Annotated in this window: 19 protein-coding genes and 1 pseudogene; 12 read left to right on the top strand and 8 right to left on the bottom strand. The window is 69.5% G+C overall.

Going from position 1 to position 16,155, the window contains the following annotated elements:
• Window position 1: 1 nt before the first annotated feature.
• Complete coding sequence (locus D7D52_RS11785; RefSeq protein WP_120736347.1) at window positions 2-601, bottom strand: TetR/AcrR family transcriptional regulator; 600 nt, start codon at window positions 599-601, stop codon at window positions 2-4.
• 105 nt (window positions 602-706) lie between these two features.
• Between D7D52_RS11785 and D7D52_RS11780 the strand changes: the two genes are divergently transcribed.
• The 4 genes from D7D52_RS11780 to D7D52_RS11765 all read left to right on the top strand — a co-directional run bounded on the left by D7D52_RS11780 (window position 707) and on the right by D7D52_RS11765 (window position 2,604).
• Window positions 707-913 (top strand): hypothetical protein, encoded by a 207-nt coding sequence (locus D7D52_RS11780; protein WP_120736346.1) that lies wholly within the window; start codon window positions 707-709, stop codon window positions 911-913.
• Window positions 914-1,078: 165 nt separating this feature from the next.
• Window positions 1,079-1,603 (top strand): alpha/beta fold hydrolase family protein, encoded by a 525-nt coding sequence (locus D7D52_RS11775; RefSeq protein WP_162958286.1) that lies wholly within the window; start codon window positions 1,079-1,081, stop codon window positions 1,601-1,603.
• Window positions 1,604-1,734: 131 nt separating this feature from the next.
• Window positions 1,735-1,902: a hypothetical protein gene (locus D7D52_RS11770; protein WP_162958285.1), complete on the top strand. Its 168-nt coding sequence runs from the start codon at window positions 1,735-1,737 to the stop codon at window positions 1,900-1,902.
• Window positions 1,903-1,977: 75 nt separating this feature from the next.
• Window positions 1,978-2,604: an alpha-ketoglutarate-dependent dioxygenase AlkB gene (locus D7D52_RS11765; RefSeq protein ID WP_120736343.1), complete on the top strand. Its 627-nt coding sequence runs from the start codon at window positions 1,978-1,980 to the stop codon at window positions 2,602-2,604.
• Window positions 2,605-2,609: 5 nt separating this feature from the next.
• On the opposite strand, the gene D7D52_RS11760 is transcribed toward D7D52_RS11765, so the two are convergent.
• Together D7D52_RS11760 and D7D52_RS11755 are read right to left on the bottom strand one after the other, a co-directional pair.
• Window positions 2,610-3,842 (bottom strand): FAD-dependent oxidoreductase, encoded by a 1,233-nt coding sequence (locus tag D7D52_RS11760; RefSeq protein WP_120736342.1) that lies wholly within the window; start codon window positions 3,840-3,842, stop codon window positions 2,610-2,612.
• A gap of 80 nt (window positions 3,843-3,922) precedes the next feature.
• On the bottom strand, window positions 3,923-4,516 hold the full coding sequence (locus D7D52_RS11755; RefSeq protein ID WP_246023811.1) for a DUF4334 domain-containing protein: 594 nt from the start codon (window positions 4,514-4,516) through the stop codon (window positions 3,923-3,925).
• Between the two features lie 134 nt (window positions 4,517-4,650).
• Between D7D52_RS11755 and D7D52_RS11750 the strand changes: the two genes are divergently transcribed.
• From D7D52_RS11750 to D7D52_RS11735, 4 genes are read left to right on the top strand one after another with little or no spacing between them, the layout of a single operon-like run.
• Window positions 4,651-5,670 carry a protein kinase family protein gene (locus D7D52_RS11750; protein ID WP_120736341.1) on the top strand — a complete coding sequence of 340 codons (1,020 nt, stop codon included), beginning with the start codon at window positions 4,651-4,653 and terminating at the stop codon, window positions 5,668-5,670.
• A 5-nt stretch (window positions 5,671-5,675) separates the two neighbouring features.
• Entirely contained in the window at window positions 5,676-6,656 is a 981-nt protein-coding gene (locus tag D7D52_RS11745) for a hypothetical protein (protein WP_120736340.1), read from the top strand.
• 26 nt (window positions 6,657-6,682) lie between these two features.
• The gene (locus tag D7D52_RS11740) at window positions 6,683-7,945 is read left to right on the top strand and encodes an adenylosuccinate synthetase (RefSeq protein WP_120736339.1); all 1,263 of its coding nucleotides are present in this window, start codon (window positions 6,683-6,685) and stop codon (window positions 7,943-7,945) included.
• A 10-nt stretch (window positions 7,946-7,955) separates the two neighbouring features.
• Window positions 7,956-8,579, top strand: coding sequence for an NUDIX hydrolase (locus D7D52_RS11735; protein ID WP_120736338.1), 624 nt, complete (start codon window positions 7,956-7,958; stop codon window positions 8,577-8,579).
• A gap of 17 nt (window positions 8,580-8,596) precedes the next feature.
• Here D7D52_RS11735 and D7D52_RS11730 read toward each other — a convergent pair whose 3' ends face one another.
• Window positions 8,597-9,169, bottom strand: coding sequence for a TetR/AcrR family transcriptional regulator (locus tag D7D52_RS11730; RefSeq protein WP_120736337.1), 573 nt, complete (start codon window positions 9,167-9,169; stop codon window positions 8,597-8,599).
• Between the two features lie 85 nt (window positions 9,170-9,254).
• Here D7D52_RS11730 and D7D52_RS11725 point away from each other — a divergent pair, with 85 nt between their 5' ends.
• Complete coding sequence (locus D7D52_RS11725) at window positions 9,255-10,229, top strand: quinone oxidoreductase family protein (RefSeq protein ID WP_162958284.1); 975 nt, start codon at window positions 9,255-9,257, stop codon at window positions 10,227-10,229.
• Between the two features lie 9 nt (window positions 10,230-10,238).
• On the opposite strand, the gene D7D52_RS11720 is transcribed toward D7D52_RS11725, so the two are convergent.
• From D7D52_RS11720 to D7D52_RS11705, 4 genes are read right to left on the bottom strand one after another with little or no spacing between them, the layout of a single operon-like run.
• Window positions 10,239-10,496, bottom strand: a complete 258-nt coding sequence (locus D7D52_RS11720; protein WP_222932812.1) for a YciI family protein — start codon at window positions 10,494-10,496, stop codon at window positions 10,239-10,241.
• Window positions 10,497-10,550: 54 nt separating this feature from the next.
• Window positions 10,551-11,060: a transcription antitermination factor NusB gene (gene nusB, locus D7D52_RS11715; RefSeq protein ID WP_120736335.1), complete on the bottom strand. Its 510-nt coding sequence runs from the start codon at window positions 11,058-11,060 to the stop codon at window positions 10,551-10,553.
• 20 nt (window positions 11,061-11,080) lie between these two features.
• Window positions 11,081-11,644, bottom strand: a complete 564-nt coding sequence (gene efp / locus D7D52_RS11710; protein ID WP_120736334.1) for an elongation factor P — start codon at window positions 11,642-11,644, stop codon at window positions 11,081-11,083.
• A gap of 39 nt (window positions 11,645-11,683) precedes the next feature.
• On the bottom strand, window positions 11,684-12,823 hold the full coding sequence (locus tag D7D52_RS11705; RefSeq protein ID WP_120736333.1) for a M24 family metallopeptidase: 1,140 nt from the start codon (window positions 12,821-12,823) through the stop codon (window positions 11,684-11,686).
• A gap of 174 nt (window positions 12,824-12,997) precedes the next feature.
• Here D7D52_RS11705 and D7D52_RS11700 point away from each other — a divergent pair, with 174 nt between their 5' ends.
• The 3 genes and pseudogenes from D7D52_RS11700 to D7D52_RS39105 form a co-directional block, all read left to right on the top strand.
• A complete protein-coding gene (locus tag D7D52_RS11700) occupies window positions 12,998-13,438 on the top strand; it encodes a prepilin peptidase (RefSeq protein WP_120736332.1) in 441 nt (146 codons plus the stop codon).
• A gap of 73 nt (window positions 13,439-13,511) precedes the next feature.
• A complete protein-coding gene (gene aroC, locus D7D52_RS11695) occupies window positions 13,512-14,717 on the top strand; it encodes a chorismate synthase (RefSeq protein ID WP_120744027.1) in 1,206 nt (401 codons plus the stop codon).
• 68 nt (window positions 14,718-14,785) lie between these two features.
• Window positions 14,786-15,268, top strand: a pseudogene (locus tag D7D52_RS39105) (shikimate kinase); the annotation flags it as partial.
• Window positions 15,269-16,155: the final 887 nt, after the last annotated feature.

Below are 16,155 nucleotides of genomic sequence, written 5' to 3'. Positions count from 1 at the left end.
CTCAGTCGAGAGCGAACATCCGATCGAGCAGGTGGTCGAGCAGTTCGACCGCCCGCTCCCGGGTAGTCCCGCCCGCCAGGATCGCCTGGGTGACCGCCGTGACCGTCAGCACGATCAGCTCCCCATCGAGTTCGGTTGCGCGCGCATCGAATTCGTCCGGCCGTGCCCGCCGCAGCTGTTCGGTAAAACTGTCGATCAGATACCGCGGCGGCCCCATCATCTCCGCCGACGTGACCGTATTGCCGGTCAGATTCGCCGCATGGAACCCGGCGAACACCAGATTGTCCTGGTGGCGTTGCTCATCCAGCGGCAGCAACCCCATCGACACCGCCCGAATCACGTCCCGCGGCGCGGCATCCGGCCCCAACTCCCCCAATGACGCGGCGAAGGTCCTCCCCCAGTCCTCCACCACCGCCCGATGTGTGGCGAGCATCAAATCCCGCTTGGTCCCGAAGTAGTACTGAATCAGCCGCACCGAGATCCCCGCCTCCGCCGCCACGGCCTGAAACGTGGCGGCATCCAGCCCACCGGCAGCAATGACCTTACGCGCGGCCGCCGTAATCTCCCGCCGCCGCTGCTCATGATCAACCAAACGCGGCATACAACCAGCTCTCCCATGGTTTCTCGAAGGCGATCTTTTGATGGTACGCCCATACCATTTTTATGGTACGTTCATACCATCAACGAAGATGGCAAGGGAGCCACGATGGCCAAGATCGGGCATTGGAAAAGCGAGGCGGCGCGGACCGCCTACATGACGGCCTACGCGTCACTGTCGGCCCTGTGGACGGTGCCGTTCACCGAGTTCGACATCGAAACGTCTTACGGGACAACCCATGTCCGGAAATGCGGGGACGGCCCGGGCGCACCGCTGGTACTGATTCCCCCGGTGATGGGCAACGGCGCGGTCTGATATCCGATCATCGAGCGGCTGGCCGCCGAGCGAACCGTCTACGCCCTCGACATCATCGGCGGCCCCGGGCTGAGCGGGCAGACCAAGCCGATCACCGGCCGTACCGACTACGCGATCTGGCTCGACGACACACTCGCGGCGCTCGAACTGCCGCACGCCCACATCATGGGCTACTCCGACGGCGCGTGGCGGGCGTTCCTGGCCGCGGTCGACGGGTCCGAGCGGATCGCGAGTCTGCTGCTGGTCGAATCCGGTGGCGCGGTCGGCAAGACCCCGTGGCGCGTGCTGGTGAAGATGATCCGCTACGCCATCCCGCCGTCGGAGAAGAACATGCGCAAGGCGGCCGCATGGTTGATGCCGGGCAATGTCCCGGTCGCGGAGGAAATGGCCTGCGCGCGGGCCGGACTCGGCTACCGCACGCGCTCGCCGTGGCCGCAGCGGCTGAAAGACGAAGAGCTACAGGCGATCAGCGCACCCACATTGCTCGTCTACGGCGGCGAATCGGTGCTCGGGGATCCCGGGGCGGCGGCGACCCGTGCACGACAGTTGATTCCGCGTTGTGAGGTGGAGATTTTTCCCGGTGCGACACATGGGCTGTTGTTCCAGGGGCGCGACGTCGATGCCGCGCTGGATCGGATTCTGCGTTTCGCTGGACGGCACGATCCGGTGAAGGCCCAGCAAGCCAACTGAATCCGCCGAGGCGGATCAAGGCTCCACAAAGAAAGGGGAGGCCGAATGGCCAAGAAGATCGGACGTTCGTCAGCTCGAAGGCCAAGGAGAACTACCTACGCGCCTACGATACGGTGGCGGCGCAGTGGCCGGTGCCCTCGACAGATCACGACATCGAGGCCTCGTTGCGCGACCATCTCCCGGCCGCCGTGGTCGACATCTACCCCGGCGTTGGCCACGAGATGCTCTGGGCGATCCCCGACCAGGTGATTCCCCGTTTTCTCGACTTCGTGCGCCAGCACGACGAGGTACGCGCCTGAGCGAGCGATGGGTCGGCGGCGCGAGAATCGGACATCTTGCGAACATATGTTCGATCTTGTGTTAGGTTCGGAGGCATGTCGACACCACTGCAGGGATCGCTGCTCGATGGCTTCGGGGAGGTTGGGCTCGGTGCGCTGGCGGGGGTTCAGCGCACCGAGCTCGGGGACGGTGCGTGGGTGGATGTGCTGCCGGGCTGGTTGACCGGGGCCGACGAGTTGTTCGAGCGGCTCGCGAACGGCGTGCCGTGGCGGGCGGACCGGCGGGCCATGTACGACCGCATGGTGGATGTGCCGCGGCTGTTGTGCTTCTACGACGAGACGCGGGAGCTACCGGATCCGGTGCTGGCCGAGGCGCGAGATGCCTTGAGCGCGTATTACTTCGAGGAACTCGGCGAGGCGTTCACCACGGCCGGACTGTGCTATTACCGCGACGGCAACGACAGTGTCGCCTGGCACGGGGACACCTTCGGGCGCGGCGCGACCACCGACACCATGGTGGCCATCGTGTCGGTCGGTGCGGCGCGCGCATTGCAGTTGCGGCCGCGCGGCGGCGGCGCGAGCGTGCGGTATCCGCTCGGGCACGGGGATCTCATCGTGATGGGCGGGTCGTGCCAGCGCACGTGGGAGCACGCCGTTCCCAAGACCAAGCGGCCGGTCGGACCGCGGATCAGTATCCAGTTCCGCCCCCGCAACGTCCGGTAGGCCGGTCAGGCGCGGCGGGCGAAGTCGGGGACGCGTTCGGGGATGACGCCGCGGGCCACCAGGAAGGTCGGCAGACTGCGAAGCACCGGCAGATGCCGGAAGATGCGCAGAGCCAAAGGCGTCTCGCTCGCGTTCGAGACGGTCAGGCGGCCGGCCACCGCGGGACGGACGACGCGCGCGTGCGCGGCGCGCTGCAAGCCCTGGATGATCGCCGTCGGCAGGAGGCGGCGGCGTTGCACGCGGGCCAGATCCGCGGTGGTCACGGTGCGCGACAACAGCTTCGGGCCGAGAATGCGGGCGGCGGCGACCGCGTCCTGCACGGCGAGATTGATGCCGACACCACCGACCGGGGACATGGCGTGCGCCGCGTCGCCGAGACACAGCAGGCCGTCGGTGTACCAGCGGTCGAGCCGATCCAGTTTGACGTCCAGCAGCTTCACCTCGTCCCAGCCGTGCAGGGCGTCGACCCGGTCGGCCAGCCACGGCACCACCTCCGCCAGCTCTCGCATGATGACACCGACGGGCTGACTCGCTCGCGTGTGCGGGTCGCTGCCCTTGGCGACGAGGGTGGCGCTCTGCCAGTAGTCGCCGCGATCGAACAGGATCGCCACACGATCCCCGCTGACGACCGGGATCAGTCCGGCCGGGTCCGTGCCGTGGCGGGGAATCCGGAACCACCAGACGTCGAACGGGGTCGCCCAGTCGCGCACGGCGAGCCCGGCGGCCGCCCGCAGGATCGAGCCACGACCGTCGCAGGCCACTGTGAGATCCGCTCGAATCTCGTCCTGGTCACCGGCTTTCGTGCGATAGCGGACCCCGGCGACCCGGTCGCCCTCGTGGACGAGTCCGGTCACCTCGGTGTTCATCCGCAGCCGGAAGGCCGGTTCGATGTCACCGGCGCGGGCCAGCAGGTCCAGCAGATCCCACTGCGGGACCATGGCCAGGTATTTGTGCCGGCCCGGAATGCGAGTGAAGGTGGCCAGCGGCACCATGCGGCCGCCGATGGGGATCTGGACGTCGTTGAGGCGGCGCTGCGGCAGTTTCACGAAATCCTCGCGCAGGCCGAGGGCGTCGATCAGCTCCAGGGTGGTGGGATGCACGGTGTCGCCGCGGAAGTCGCGCAGGAAGTCCCCGTGTTTCTCGAGCACCGTGACATCCACGCCGGCGCGGGCCAGCATGAGCCCCAGGAACATTCCGGCCGGGCCGCCACCGGCGACGAGACAGGTCGTACGGTTCATCGGGACCTCCCGAGTCGAAGACCATCACCGTCGATGGTAGGCCGAGTTCGACTCGGGCACAGTCGCTTCGCGCGGCCGGGTCAGCGGTCGCGGTAGAGGACGAAGAAGTACGGCTCACGCAATCCGCGCATATCCATGACGCCGAGCAGGGTGTCGTGGTCGACCCGGCGGAAGATGTCGATGATCGGCAGGTGGTCGTAGATCATTGCCGCACTGGACTTTCCACGGAACTCCAGATTCCGCAGCCGGGCGCGCGGGGTGGTGGTGCGCAGCACGGTCCGCAGCACCCCGAGCGAGCGGCGCACCGGGCGCAGCGCCGACACCGGCACCTTGCCCGCCAGGAACAGCGGCACCCGGCGCGGGTCGACCGGGAAGATCTCGCCGTCGGGCGCGGTGAACAGCAGTGGCTGGACGCTGTCGGCGCTGTCGAATTGTTTGCCGTACCAGCCGCTTTCGACCAGCATGCCGTCCCAGGGGTGCCCGGTGCCCACCTCCGCGCCGCGCCACCGCCCGGTGGTGATGTCCTCGACCCGCACGGCCGGCAGGCTGTCGAACAGCTCCCACGCCTCGGCGGCGGTGGCGTCGGCCGCGATCAGCGCGCGCAGGCGCGTCGCGGCATCCGTCGTCGAGTCGGCGGCAGTCATCATGATCTCCTCGGTGAGAGTCAAAGACACATTTTCTCTCACCCTAGCGCCAGCGCTGCCAGGGGCCAACTCGGCCCCGCCCCTGCGATCAGACTTTTTGCCCTAGCGACAAAAAGTCTCCGAAATCGCTTTCGGACTCAATTTTAGTCGTCTAGCCTAAAACTATGACGACAGCGCGAGAGACCGCGGAGACCATCCAGGCGGCACAGCGGCCGGAAGATCTGTTCGGTTCCGCCGCAACCGATTCCACGGCCCGCGCGGCCGCCCGCCGGATCTATCACCGGCTCGCCGCGCAGGTCCATCCCGACCGAGTCGAGGCCGTCGACGCGCACCTCGCGGGTGCGGCGTTCGCTCGGCTCGCCGTCCTCTACCGGCAGTGGCTGGAACTCGACGAGGCGGCGTTCGAAGTCATCGGGGCACACGGGCGCTACCCGGTCGGTGCGCTCCATGCCCGCGGCTCGATCGCGGACGTCTACCGCAGCGGCTCGGACCGGGTCGTGAAGATCCCCCGCCGCGCGGCCGCCAACCGCCTGCTGTCCGGGGAGCGAAACGCGTTGCGCGACATCGCGGCGATGACCGCCGAACACGCCTGGCTGCGCCCGTATTTCCCCGAGCTCGCCGACACCGTCGACCATCTGGACTCCGCGACCGGCGAGCAGCGGGTGGTGAACGTGCTGACCGCGCTCACCGACGGCTTCGTCACCCTCGAGGACATCCGCACCGCCCATCCCGGCGGCCTGGATCCCCGCGACTACGCGTGGATGCATCGGCGGCTGCTGCGCTGCCTGGCCGGAGCGCGCCTGGCGGGCTGGGTGCACACCGCGATCACGCCCACGAACGTGCTGGTGCATCCGCGTCAGCACGGAATCGTCCTGGCGGGCTGGTCTTTCGCGACCCGGCCCGGCCATCCGGCGGCGGCGACATCGAAGTCCCTGGACTACCCGCCGGAGATCGGCGCCGCGGTCTCCCCCGCCACCGACGTGTATCTCGCGCATCGCCTCATGCTCACCATGCTCGGCGACCGCGCTCCCGCACCGATGCGCACCTTCGCCACCGGCTGCCTGCAAGACGATCCCAGGCTGCGGCCCGCCGCCGCGGACCTGCTGGACGAATTCGACGACCTGCTCGACCGGCTCTACGGGAAGCGCCGCTTCCGGCCCTTCGAGCTCACGAAAGGTAAGTGATAGCAATGGGTTACGGACGCTGGGACGACAGTGCCTACGACGCCGCGCGCACCTTCCGCGCCGCCGAGGGCCTCGACGACTTCGGGTACACCGCCGATCTGCGGTCGGTGCCGTGGGAGCAGTGGAAGGCGCATCCCGCCCTCGACCCGTTCGGCGTCGGCGTGCGCGAGTCGAGAGACTCCGCCGACCACGGCAATTCGCTGCCGATCGCGGTGCTGTTCGACGTCACCGGATCGATGGGCCGGGTGCCGCGCATCATGCAGGAGAAGCTGGCCACACTGCACGGCCTGTTGCAGCGCAAGGGCTATGCCGACGATCCGCAGATCCTCTTCGGCGCCATCGGCGACGCCGATAGCGACCGGGTGCCGCTGCAGGTCGGCCAGTTCGAATCCGACAACCGGATGGACGAGCAGCTGCGGCTGATCCTGCTCGAGGGCGGCGGAGGCGGCCAGAAATCCGAAAGCTACGAGTTGGCCGCGTATTTCATCGCCCGCCACACCGCCACCGACGCCTGGGACAAGCGCGGCCGCAAAGGCAACCTGTTCATCGTCGGCGACGAACTCAACAAGAAGCGGCTCAGCGCGCGGCATGTGCGCGACGTCATCGGCGACGACGTCGGCAGCGATATCAAGGTCGACTCCATCTATCGGGAGCTGTCGGACCGCTGGCAGGTGCACTACATCCTGCCCAATCAGTCCAGCTACTACCGGGATCCGGAGATCGCCGAGCACTGGCAGGGACTGCTGGGTGAACGGTTCCTGCGTTTGGACGATCCCGGCGCGGTGTGCGAGCTCATCGCCCTGACCATCGGCATCGCCGAGGACCGGGTCGATCTCGGGGCCGGGCTGGCGGACCTGCGCGATATCGGATCCGACAGCGAAGCCGACGCGGTGGGCAAGGCGCTCGCGCCGCTGGGCGGGGTCCGGCGCGGCCGCAGCGTCGGCGCGCTGCCCGCCACCACCGGGGTCGACGACGTCGACCTCTGAACAATCGAAACACGAAGGGACAGAACATGTTCGGCGACCGCCACCTCATCGTGGTAGACCTCGGCTTCGGCGACGCCGGCAAGGGCGCGACCGTGGACTGGCTGTGCTCGCCCGCGGCCGGGCTGGACGTGGCCGCGGTGGTGCGGTTCAACGGCGGGGCGCAGGCCGCCCACAATGTGATCGCCGGCGGCCGCCACCACACCTTCCGCCAGTTCGGGTCCGGCACGCTGTCGCGGGTGCCGACCCTGCTGTCGCGGCACATGCTGGTCGAACCGCTCGCCCTGGCCGCCGAGGCGCGCGAACTCGCCGCACTCGGTGTCGCCGACCCGCTGTCGCTGCTGTCCGTGGACGAGCGGGCACTGCTCTCCACGCCGATTCACGGGGCCGCCAACCGGTGCCGGGAGGATACGAGGGGTACCGCCCGGCACGGTTCGTGCGGCATCGGGATCGGTGAGACCGCGCGCTACGCGCTCGACCACGACGCGCCTCGGGTCGGCGACTGCCGGCGACCGGATGTGCTGCGGCGCAAGCTGATCGCGCTGGCCGAGCACTACGCGCCGGTGCTGGCCGGGGGCCGCCACCGCTACGACCCGATCGACGCGTTGATGCAGGCGTATACCGCGTTCGCGCGGGCGGTGGCGATCCTGCCCGGCGATCAGCTCGCCGGTTTCGCCCGCGCCGGGCGGCTGGTGTTCGAGGGGGCGCAGGGGGTGCTGCTGGACGAATGGCGCGGCACCCACCCCTACACCACCTGGTCGACCGTGGAACCCCGCAACGCGCGCGCCATGCTCGCGCGCATCGGGGAACCCGGCTATGTGCTGGGCGTGACCCGCGCCTACCTCACCCGCCACGGCGCGGGACCTTTTCCGACCGAGGACCCTGATCTCACGATTCCGGAGCGGCACAACGAAACCGGTGAATATCAAGGCGGATTCCGGCGCGGACACCTGGATCCATTGCTGCTGCGGTATGCCGTCGACGCCTGCGACGGCATCGACGGCCTGGCCGTCAACCACCTCGACGCCGTGGACGCCGGCAACGAGATCCGCACCGCCACGGCATATCTCACCGCCGACGGCTGCGTGGATCGACTGCGGCTCGGGCCCTGGCAGGACCTCGACCACCAGCGGTCGCTGACCGATCTGCTCGCGCACGCCACCCCCGCCCTCACCGCTCTGCCCGCCGACCTCCCCGGCTACCTGGAAGCCGAACTCGGCGCACCGGTCGTGCTCACCGGGCACGGCCCCGACCGAGCCGATCGCCGGATCCGCATCCCCGCTGAGGCATGATTGTCTGCTTGTGGAGCAACAATCCGCGGTGTCCATCGACGTGATCGCCCTGCGCTACGGGCCCGACGACCCCACCGCCACCCTCGGCATCGCCGCCCGGCAGTGGGAGCCGTTCGCCGGCGAACTCGCCCTGCCCGGCGTCCTGCTGCGCCTGGGCGAACGCCTCGCCGAGGCCGCGCACCGCGCGGTCCACACCAAACTCGGAGTGCCGCAGGACGCGATCAGCGCCATCGGCCAGGTCGCCACCTTCGACGAACCCCACCGCGACCCCCGGGGTCCGACCCTGTCCATCGCCATGTGGGCGGTCGTCGCCCCGCACCAAGGCGACGAGGCGACCTGGGTCCCCTTCGACGCGGTCCCACCGCTGGCGTTCGACCACAACCAGATCATCACCGCCGCCCGCACCCGCCTGGCCGAAATGCTCTGGAAGAACCTGACTTTCACCCGCGCCCTCACCGGCGACCACTTCACCGCCACCCGCGCCGTCGCCCTCACCACCGCCCTACACGGCACCAAACCCGACCCAGGCAACCTCAACCGCACCCTCGCCGCGATCCCGGGCCTCGAGCGCACCGGCGAACGCGTCCGCGTGAAAGCCACCGGCCGCCCCGCCGCGGTCTGGTCCTTCGCCTAGCGGGGAAGGCTTCGGGTTCAGGCGGGTCGGTTGATGACCGACTGGACGAGTTGGCGGATGGCTTGCAGGAGGCGGTCTTTTTGGCCCGCGCGGACCAGGTGCGGCACCAGTTCTCCGCCGAGGGGGGCCAGCAGGAGGCCGCCGACCACCTCGGCGTCGAGGTCGGGGCGGACCTCGTGGAGCAGGGCGGTGAGGTGGGCGGACCAGAAGGCGTGAATTTCCTCGGCACGCGGATGCGGGGGAATTGCCATATAGGCCACCGAGATTTCGATGTCGTCGGCGATCAGACGGGTCATCGCGTCGAAGTAGGCGAGTAGGCGCTCCCCGGCCGGAGCACCCGGACCGAGCGGCGGCGGGCCGGAGCGGACGGCTTCCATCAAGCCGAGCGCACCTTCGGCGATCAGTTCGTGGAGCAGTCCGGCCCGGCTGCCGAACCGGTGGAACAGCGTGCCTTTCGCGACCCCGGCCGCCGCCGCGATGCGATCCATCGTGGCGGCCTCGGCTCCCTCCTCGGCGAACAGCTTGCGTGCCGCTTCGAGGATTGCCTGCCGGTTGCGGGCGGCGTCGGCGCGTTCCTTGGGCCGGTCCATCTCACCACTCTCGTTGACAACTTGACCGACGGTCAATATGTTCGGCAGAGCCAACTTGACCGTCAGTCAACTTATGAGGTTTTCAATGCAAGCCATCCTATTGACCGCCACCGGTGCACCCGAGGTCCTGGTGCCGAGCGAGGTCCCCGCACCGGCGCCGGGCCCCGGTGAGATCCTGCTGCGCACCGAGGCGATTCCGGTGCTGTTCCCCGAGACCATGCTGCGATCGGGCGCGTTCCCGCTGCCGATCCAATTCCCGATCGTGTTCGGCACTCAGGCGGCCGGCGTGGTGAGCGACGTCGGCGCGGACGTGGACGCCGCGCTGATCGGACAGCGAGTACTGGTGAGCAGCAACGCCTTCGGAACCTACGCCGAACAGGTGAGCGTCCCGGCCGCGGTGGCGGTCCGCATTCCGGACGCGGTGTCGAGCGTGGACGCGGCGGCCGTCGGCATGAGCGCGTCGGTGGCGCTGCCGCTGCTCGAGACGGCGACACTGACCGGCACCGAGACGGTGCTGATCGAAGCGGCCGGCACCGGGGTGGGCGCGTATCTCACCCAGCTGGCCAAGGAATTCGGGGCGGCGCGGGTCATCGCGACCGCGGGCAGTCCCGAAAAGGCCGAGGAGGCACGGGGATTCGGTGCCGACGTGGTCATCGACCACCGCACACCGGACTGGACCGACCGGCTGCGCGAAACCCTCGGCGGCGCAACCCTGGACGTGGTCTTCGACTCGATCGGCGGCGAATCCGCCCTGGCGCTGCTGGATCTCATGACGCCGTTGCGCGGCCGCATGCTCGGCTACGGCTTCCTGTCCGGCACGGCCGCACAGGTCAGCACCATGGACCTGATCATGCACGGGCTCACGTTCATCGGCTGTTCCGGGCCCGACTGGCTGGCCGGGGTCGCTGCCGCGCGCGCCGACGTACTGGAAAGGGTTGCGGCAGGATCGATCACGCCGCTGGTCGACCGCGTACTGCCGTTGGATCAAGCCGCCCACGCCCATCAGGTGCTGGCCGAGCGGACCGCCAAGGGCACCATCGTCCTGCGGCCGACCGCCTGAAAGACCGGCTCAGCCGGTGATTTCCCACTCGTGGACGGTGAGTTCCGACGCGCCCGTGGTGTGAATCGGATCGGTGTGCACCAGATCCTGTGCGGCAGCGAGGTTCTCGGCGGTGATCACGTACGCGCCGCCGCTGCCGTCGGTGAACTTGCCCGACTCCACGAGCTGTCCGCGCTCGCGGACACCCGCCAGCCAGTCCCGGTGCGGGACGATGACGGAGTCGTCGAAGCGCGGGGTGCGCATGGCCATCACGAGATACTTGCGCACCCTGCGCTTCTCCTTCGAATTGCTTACTCGGAGTGGATTACTCGGCGGTACGGATCACTCCGCGTCGGCGGGCGGCACGACCGCGCGAGTCGCGGCCGCGGCGGCCCGCACCTGCGGGGCCACCTGCACCACCTGGCCGAGCACGCCGTTGATGAACGACGGGGAGTCGTCGGTGGACAGCTCCTTGGCCAGCTCCACCGCCTCGTCCACGGCCACTACCGGCGGAACGTCGTTGGCGTGGAACAACTCCCACACCGCCACCCGCAGGATGGCGCGGTCCACGGCGGGCAGCCGCGGCAGCGTCCAGTCCTGCGACAGGTACGACTCGATGGTGCCGTCCACCCGATCCAGGTCGTCGGCGACGCCTTCGACCAGGACCCGGGTGTAGGGGTTGATCGGTGCGACGGACTCCTCACGCACCGACAGCGAGACCCGCTCGGTGAGCAGGTCCGCCGGGTCGATGTCGCGGACTTCCGCCTCGAACAGCAGATCCACCGCACGCCGACGCGCCTTGTGCCGTGCGCCGAGCTTCTTGAACGACTTCTTGTCCGATTGATCGGCCACGGAAGACATTATCCGTCGCGTCAGGAGTTGACGCGGCTGATGTAGCTGCCGTCGCGGGTGTCGATGCGCAGCTTGTCACCCTGGTTGATGAACAGCGGCACCTGGACCTCGGCGCCGGTCTCCACCGTAGCGGGCTTGGTGCCGGCCGAGGAGCGGTCGCCCTGCAGGCCCGGCTCGGTGTGGGTGACGACGACGTCGATGGCGACGGGGAGCTCGACGAACAGCGCCTCACCCTCGTGCATGGCGACCTGCACGGCCATGTTCTCGAGCAGGAACCCGGCGTTGCGGCCCAGCAGGGTCTCGCTCAGGTGGATCTGGTCGTAGGTCTCGCCGTCCATGAAGATGAAGTCTTCGCCGTCCTTGTACAGGTACGTCATGTCGCGGCGGTCGACGGTCGCGGTCTCCACCTTGACGCCGGCGTTGAAGGTCTTGTCGACGACCTTGCCCGAGACCACGTTCTTCAGCTTGGTGCGCACGAAGGCGGGACCCTTACCCGGCTTCACATGCTGGAACTCGACAATCTGCTGCAGATTGTTGTCGATCTTCAGCACGATGCCGTTCTTGAAGTCGCTGGTGTCCGCCACTGTCCTCGGATCTCCTACTAGTCGTTATACAACCGCGCGTCAGTCGACGACGGTCAGGTCTTTGCTGGTGCGGGTGAGCAGTTCCGGGCCCCCCTTGCGAACCACAAGCGTGTCCTCGATCCGGACACCACCGCGGCCGGGGAAGTACACACCTGGCTCGACGGTCACCGCCACGCCATCGAGAAGTGTACCCGTGCCGGTTTTGGCGATTCCGGGCGCTTCGTGAATCTGCAGGCCGACGCCGTGTCCGAGTCCGTGCACGAACAGCTCGCCGTGACCGGCCGCCTCGATCACCTCGCGGGAGGCCGCGTCGACCGCCTTGGTGGAGACGCCGGGCGCGAGCGCCTCGCGGCCCGCCTGCTGCGCGGCGTGGACCAGGTCGTAGATCTCGCGCTGCCAGTCCGAGGGGGGACCGAGCACCAGGGTGCGGGTCATATCGGAGTGGTAGCCGCCGACCACCGCGCCGAAGTCCAGTTTCACGAAATCGCCCGTGGCCAGCACCGCCTCGGTCGGACGGTGGTGCGGGACAGCCGAATTGGCGCCCGCGGCCACGATGGTCTCGAAGGAGATCGCCTCCGCGCCGTGCTCGAACATCAGCCATTCCAGTTCGCGGGCGACCTGGCGTTCGGTGCGGCCGGGGCGGATGCCGCCGCGTTCGAGCAGGGTGGCCAGGGCGGCGTCGGCGGCCGCGCAGGCCGCCGCCAGCCGGCCCACCTCGTAGGCGTCCTTGACCATGCGCAGCTGCTCGACCAGGCCCGACACCGCGACCAGTTCCAGTCCGGTGGCCAGTGCCGAGAGGCCGCGATGCTGTTCGACGGTCATGATGTGGCCCTCGAAACCGACCCGGCCGGTCTGCCACTCCCCCGCGATCTCGATGACGCGGCGCGCGCTGGCCCGGTTGATCTCCGCCCGCAGATCCGGCACCTGCACCCCGACCTGGGTGATGTAGCGGCCGTCGGTGCAGATGATGGTGCGGTCCTCGCTCGAGTCCCAGGCGTACACCAGCAGTGCGGCATTGGAACCGGTGAAGCCGGTCAGGTAGCGGATATTGATCAGATCCGTGACCAGCAGGGCGTCGATGCGGTTCTCGACCAGCAGGTTGCGCAGATTGGCCCGGCGCAGCGCGTGGTCGGGTCGCCGGGACGGATCGTGCTGGGCCGGATCGTGATCAGCAGACATGCGTCAAAGTTACCGCCGACACGCCGCAACACCGACACGCAACACGTGACAGGGCTGTGCACGCGGACCACGCGACGGGCCAATACGGAAACCCGGGTGTTCACAACCCAAGGGGTTCTCCACATTTCGCGTTCCCGTGCCCCACGCGGCGGCTCCGCGCGCGATCCTCGAAGCATGAGCCCGCTGCCCGCCCTGCTGTTCACAGGTTGGTGCACAGCCCTGAGCACGCACGATCTGCGTGCGCGACGGCTGCCGAACCTGCTGACGCTGCCCGGCGCCGCCGTGGCGCTCGGCTACGGATTCGCCGTCGGCCGACCGTGGTTCGCGGCGCTCGGCGGGGCGCTGCTGGCCCTGCCCTATCTGGCGATCCACCTGTGCGCTCCGCACGCGCTGGGCGCCGGAGACGTCAAACTCGCACTCGGTCTAGGGGCGGTGACAGCATTGGCCGGAACGCAGACCTGGGTCTGGGCGGCGCTCGCCGCGCCGATGATCACCGCCGCCGCCGGGGTGGGCGCGAGCGTGTCGTCCCGTGGGCTCGATCCGGTGGGTCGCACGCTGCCGCACGGGTTCGCGATGTGTACCGCGAGCGTGGTGGCGCTGCTGGCCGGTCCCTGACATCGGGCGATGCGTGGGCCGAGTGGTGGGCCGTGTGTTCGAGCAACCCTTCAGTCATGGAAAGATGTCACTCGTGTTGCGCTGGATAACTGCCGGAGAATCCCATGGTCCCGCTCTCGTCACCATCCTCGAGGGGATGGTGGCCGGTGTCGAGGTGACCTCCGCCGAGGTCGGCGCGCAGCTGGCCCGCCGTCGGCTCGGATACGGGCGCGGCGCGCGCATGAAGTTCGAGGCCGACGTGGTGACCCTGGTCGGCGGCGTGCGCCACGGCCGCACCATGGGCGGCCCGGTCGCCATCGAGGTGGCGAACTCGGAGTGGCCCAAGTGGACTCAGGTCATGTCCGCCGACCCGGTCGATCAGAGCGAGCTGGCCGATATGGCCCGCAACGCCCCGCTGACCCGGCCCCGGCCCGGGCACGCCGACTTCTCGGGCATGCTCAAGTACGGCTTCGACGACGCCCGCAATGTGCTCGAGCGCGCCAGCGCCCGCGAGACCGCGGCGCGCGTCGCCGCCGGCACGGTCGCCAAGAATTTCCTGCGCCAGGCGCTGGGCGTCGAGGTGATCTCGCACGTGGTGTCCATCGGCGCCGCCGCCGACACCACCGGCGTCGTGCCGACCGCCGCCGACCTCGACGCCATCGACGCGTCCCCGGTGCGCGCGTTCGACAAGGATGCCGAGGCGGCCATGATCGCCGAGATCGAGGCCGCCAAGAAGGACGGCGACACCCTCGGCGGTGTGGTCGAGGTCGTGGTCGAGGGTCTGCCGATCGGGCTGGGCTCGTTCACCTCCGGTGAGGCGCGCCTGGATTCGCGACTGGCGGCCGCGCTCATGGGCATTCAGGCCATCAAGGGTGTCGAGGTCGGCGACGGTTTCGAGACCGCGCGCCGCCGCGGCAGCCAGGCTCACGACGAGATGAAGCCCGGTCCCGACGGCGTGCTGCGCTCGACCAACCGCGCGGGCGGCCTCGAGGGCGGGATGACCAACGGTGAGGCGCTGCGGGTGCGCGCGGCCATGAAGCCGATTTCGACCGTGCCGCGGGCGCTTTCGACGGTCGACATGTCCTCCGGTGCGGAGGCCGTGGCCATTCACCAGCGCTCCGACGTGTGCGCGGTGCCGGCCGCCGGGGTGGTCGCCGAGGCCATGGTCGCGCTCGTGGTGGCGCAGGCGGTGCTGGAGAAGTTCGGCGGCGACTCGCTGCCCGAGACCGTCGACAATATCCACGCCTACCTGAAGCGCATCAACGCTCGCCCGCACATTCCGGGCAACGCGGGGCAGTGACCACCGCCGACGGCGCGGAATCCGGCGAGCACGACGCCACCGAGAACGACCGGCCCGCACCGAATGTCGTGCTGGTCGGCCCGCCGGGCGCGGGCAAGTCGACCATCGGGCGCAAGCTGGCGCGCGAGCTCGGCGTGGAGCTCTACGACACCGACGCCGGAATCGAGGAGCGCGCCGGGCGCACGATTCCGGAGATCTTCGCCCAGGACGGCGAACCGGAGTTTCGCCGCATGGAAGAGGAAGTCGTGCGCGACGCGGTGCTGGCCGGCCGCGGCGTGGTCTCCCTCGGCGGCGGCTCGGTGCTGTCCGCGGCCACCCGCGCCCTGCTGCGCGACCGCACCGTCGTCTACCTCGAAATCAGTGTGGGCGAAGGACTCCGCCGCACGGGCGCCAGCACCAACCGCCCCCTGCTCACCGGTGACGACCCGGCCAAGAAGTACCGCGAACTGATGAAGCTGCGCCGCCCCCTCTACCGCGAGGTCGCGACGGTCCGCGTCCGCACCGACGGCCGCAGCCCCGGCCGCGTGGTCCGCATGATCCTGGCCAAGCTCGGTGTGGAACCGACTGCCCGCCCGGAGGATTCGGCCGCACAGCCCGCCACCGTCGAACCCGGCATCAGCAGCAGCCGCTCCCGCGCCCGCCGCAAACGCCGCCGCGGCGGCCGCGCCGACAAGCCGGCGACCACTGCCACGAGCGCGGCCGCCCCGGCGAATTCGACTGCCGCCGACTCCGATTCGCCCTCGTCCGCCGACCCCGGCTCGCTCGCGGGTCGCGTCGGCACCGGTACCCCCACTGGCGGCGAAGGCTCGAAACGGCCCCGCCGCAACCGGCGTTCGCGCCGCCGTGGCGGCCGGACCACGGAGACCAACCCGCCCACAACAACACCCACCTCCGCCGCCGGCGGCAACGGCAACGGCAACGGCAACGGCAACGGCAACGGCAACGGCAACGGCGAGGATGGTCCAGGCGTCTCCGGACCCCCGGCCGCAGGCGGTCGCCGCCGCCGCGCCGCCCGCGCGGCCGGTGCCCCCGCGAATCCCGCTGCCGCGCCCCGGAATTCCGCCTCCGGCGGCTCCGCTCGAACTCCCGGCGACTCCACTCGAACCGGCGACTCCGTTCGAAGTGGCGACAACACTCGAAGTGGCGACAACGCTCGAACCGGCGACTCCGCTCGAACTCCCGTCGACACCGCACGCGATCCGCGGTCCGCGCCGCCGCATGCGGACGTGGCGGCCGGGCAATCCGACCCGGCGCGCCCCGCCGGAGCCCCCGCCGCACCGGGCAACGGCCGCTCCCGCCGCGCCCGCGCCCGCCGGGCCAGAGCCCGCGCCCGCGAACACGATCCAGCCCAGCCCAGCGACGCGACTGTCACAGGACAAGACTCGTGATCCGCCCGCAGCCCGGCGGCCCGGTCCGGCGCACGGCGCTTCGGCCGACC

The sequence above is a fragment of the Nocardia yunnanensis genome (genome assembly GCF_003626895.1).
Taxonomy (GTDB): Bacteria; Actinomycetota; Actinomycetes; order Mycobacteriales; family Mycobacteriaceae; genus Nocardia; species Nocardia yunnanensis.
Note: the sequence above shows the minus strand (reverse complement) of the source record. Positions and strands in the feature narration are given on the sequence as shown.

Coding starts and splice junctions, on each gene's coding strand:
- D7D52_RS11760 (WP_120736342.1), bottom strand. CDS start 3,842: ATGAACCGTACGACCTGTCTCGTCGCCGGTGGCGGCCCGGCCGGAATG.
- D7D52_RS11780 (WP_120736346.1), top strand. CDS start 707: ATGGCCAAGATCGGGCATTGGAAAAGCGAGGCGGCGCGGACCGCCTAC.
- D7D52_RS11785 (WP_120736347.1), bottom strand. CDS start 601: ATGCCGCGTTTGGTTGATCATGAGCAGCGGCGGCGGGAGATTACGGCG.
- D7D52_RS11740 (WP_120736339.1), top strand. CDS start 6,683: ATGTTCGGCGACCGCCACCTCATCGTGGTAGACCTCGGCTTCGGCGAC.
- D7D52_RS11765 (WP_120736343.1), top strand. CDS start 1,978: ATGTCGACACCACTGCAGGGATCGCTGCTCGATGGCTTCGGGGAGGTT.
- D7D52_RS11725 (WP_162958284.1), top strand. CDS start 9,255: ATGCAAGCCATCCTATTGACCGCCACCGGTGCACCCGAGGTCCTGGTG.
- D7D52_RS11750 (WP_120736341.1), top strand. CDS start 4,651: ATGACGACAGCGCGAGAGACCGCGGAGACCATCCAGGCGGCACAGCGG.
- D7D52_RS11730 (WP_120736337.1), bottom strand. CDS start 9,169: ATGGACCGGCCCAAGGAACGCGCCGACGCCGCCCGCAACCGGCAGGCA.
- D7D52_RS11775 (WP_162958286.1), top strand. CDS start 1,079: ATGGGCTACTCCGACGGCGCGTGGCGGGCGTTCCTGGCCGCGGTCGAC.
- D7D52_RS11745 (WP_120736340.1), top strand. CDS start 5,676: ATGGGTTACGGACGCTGGGACGACAGTGCCTACGACGCCGCGCGCACC.
- D7D52_RS11700 (WP_120736332.1), top strand. CDS start 12,998: ATGAGCCCGCTGCCCGCCCTGCTGTTCACAGGTTGGTGCACAGCCCTG.
- D7D52_RS11705 (WP_120736333.1), bottom strand. CDS start 12,823: ATGTCTGCTGATCACGATCCGGCCCAGCACGATCCGTCCCGGCGACCC.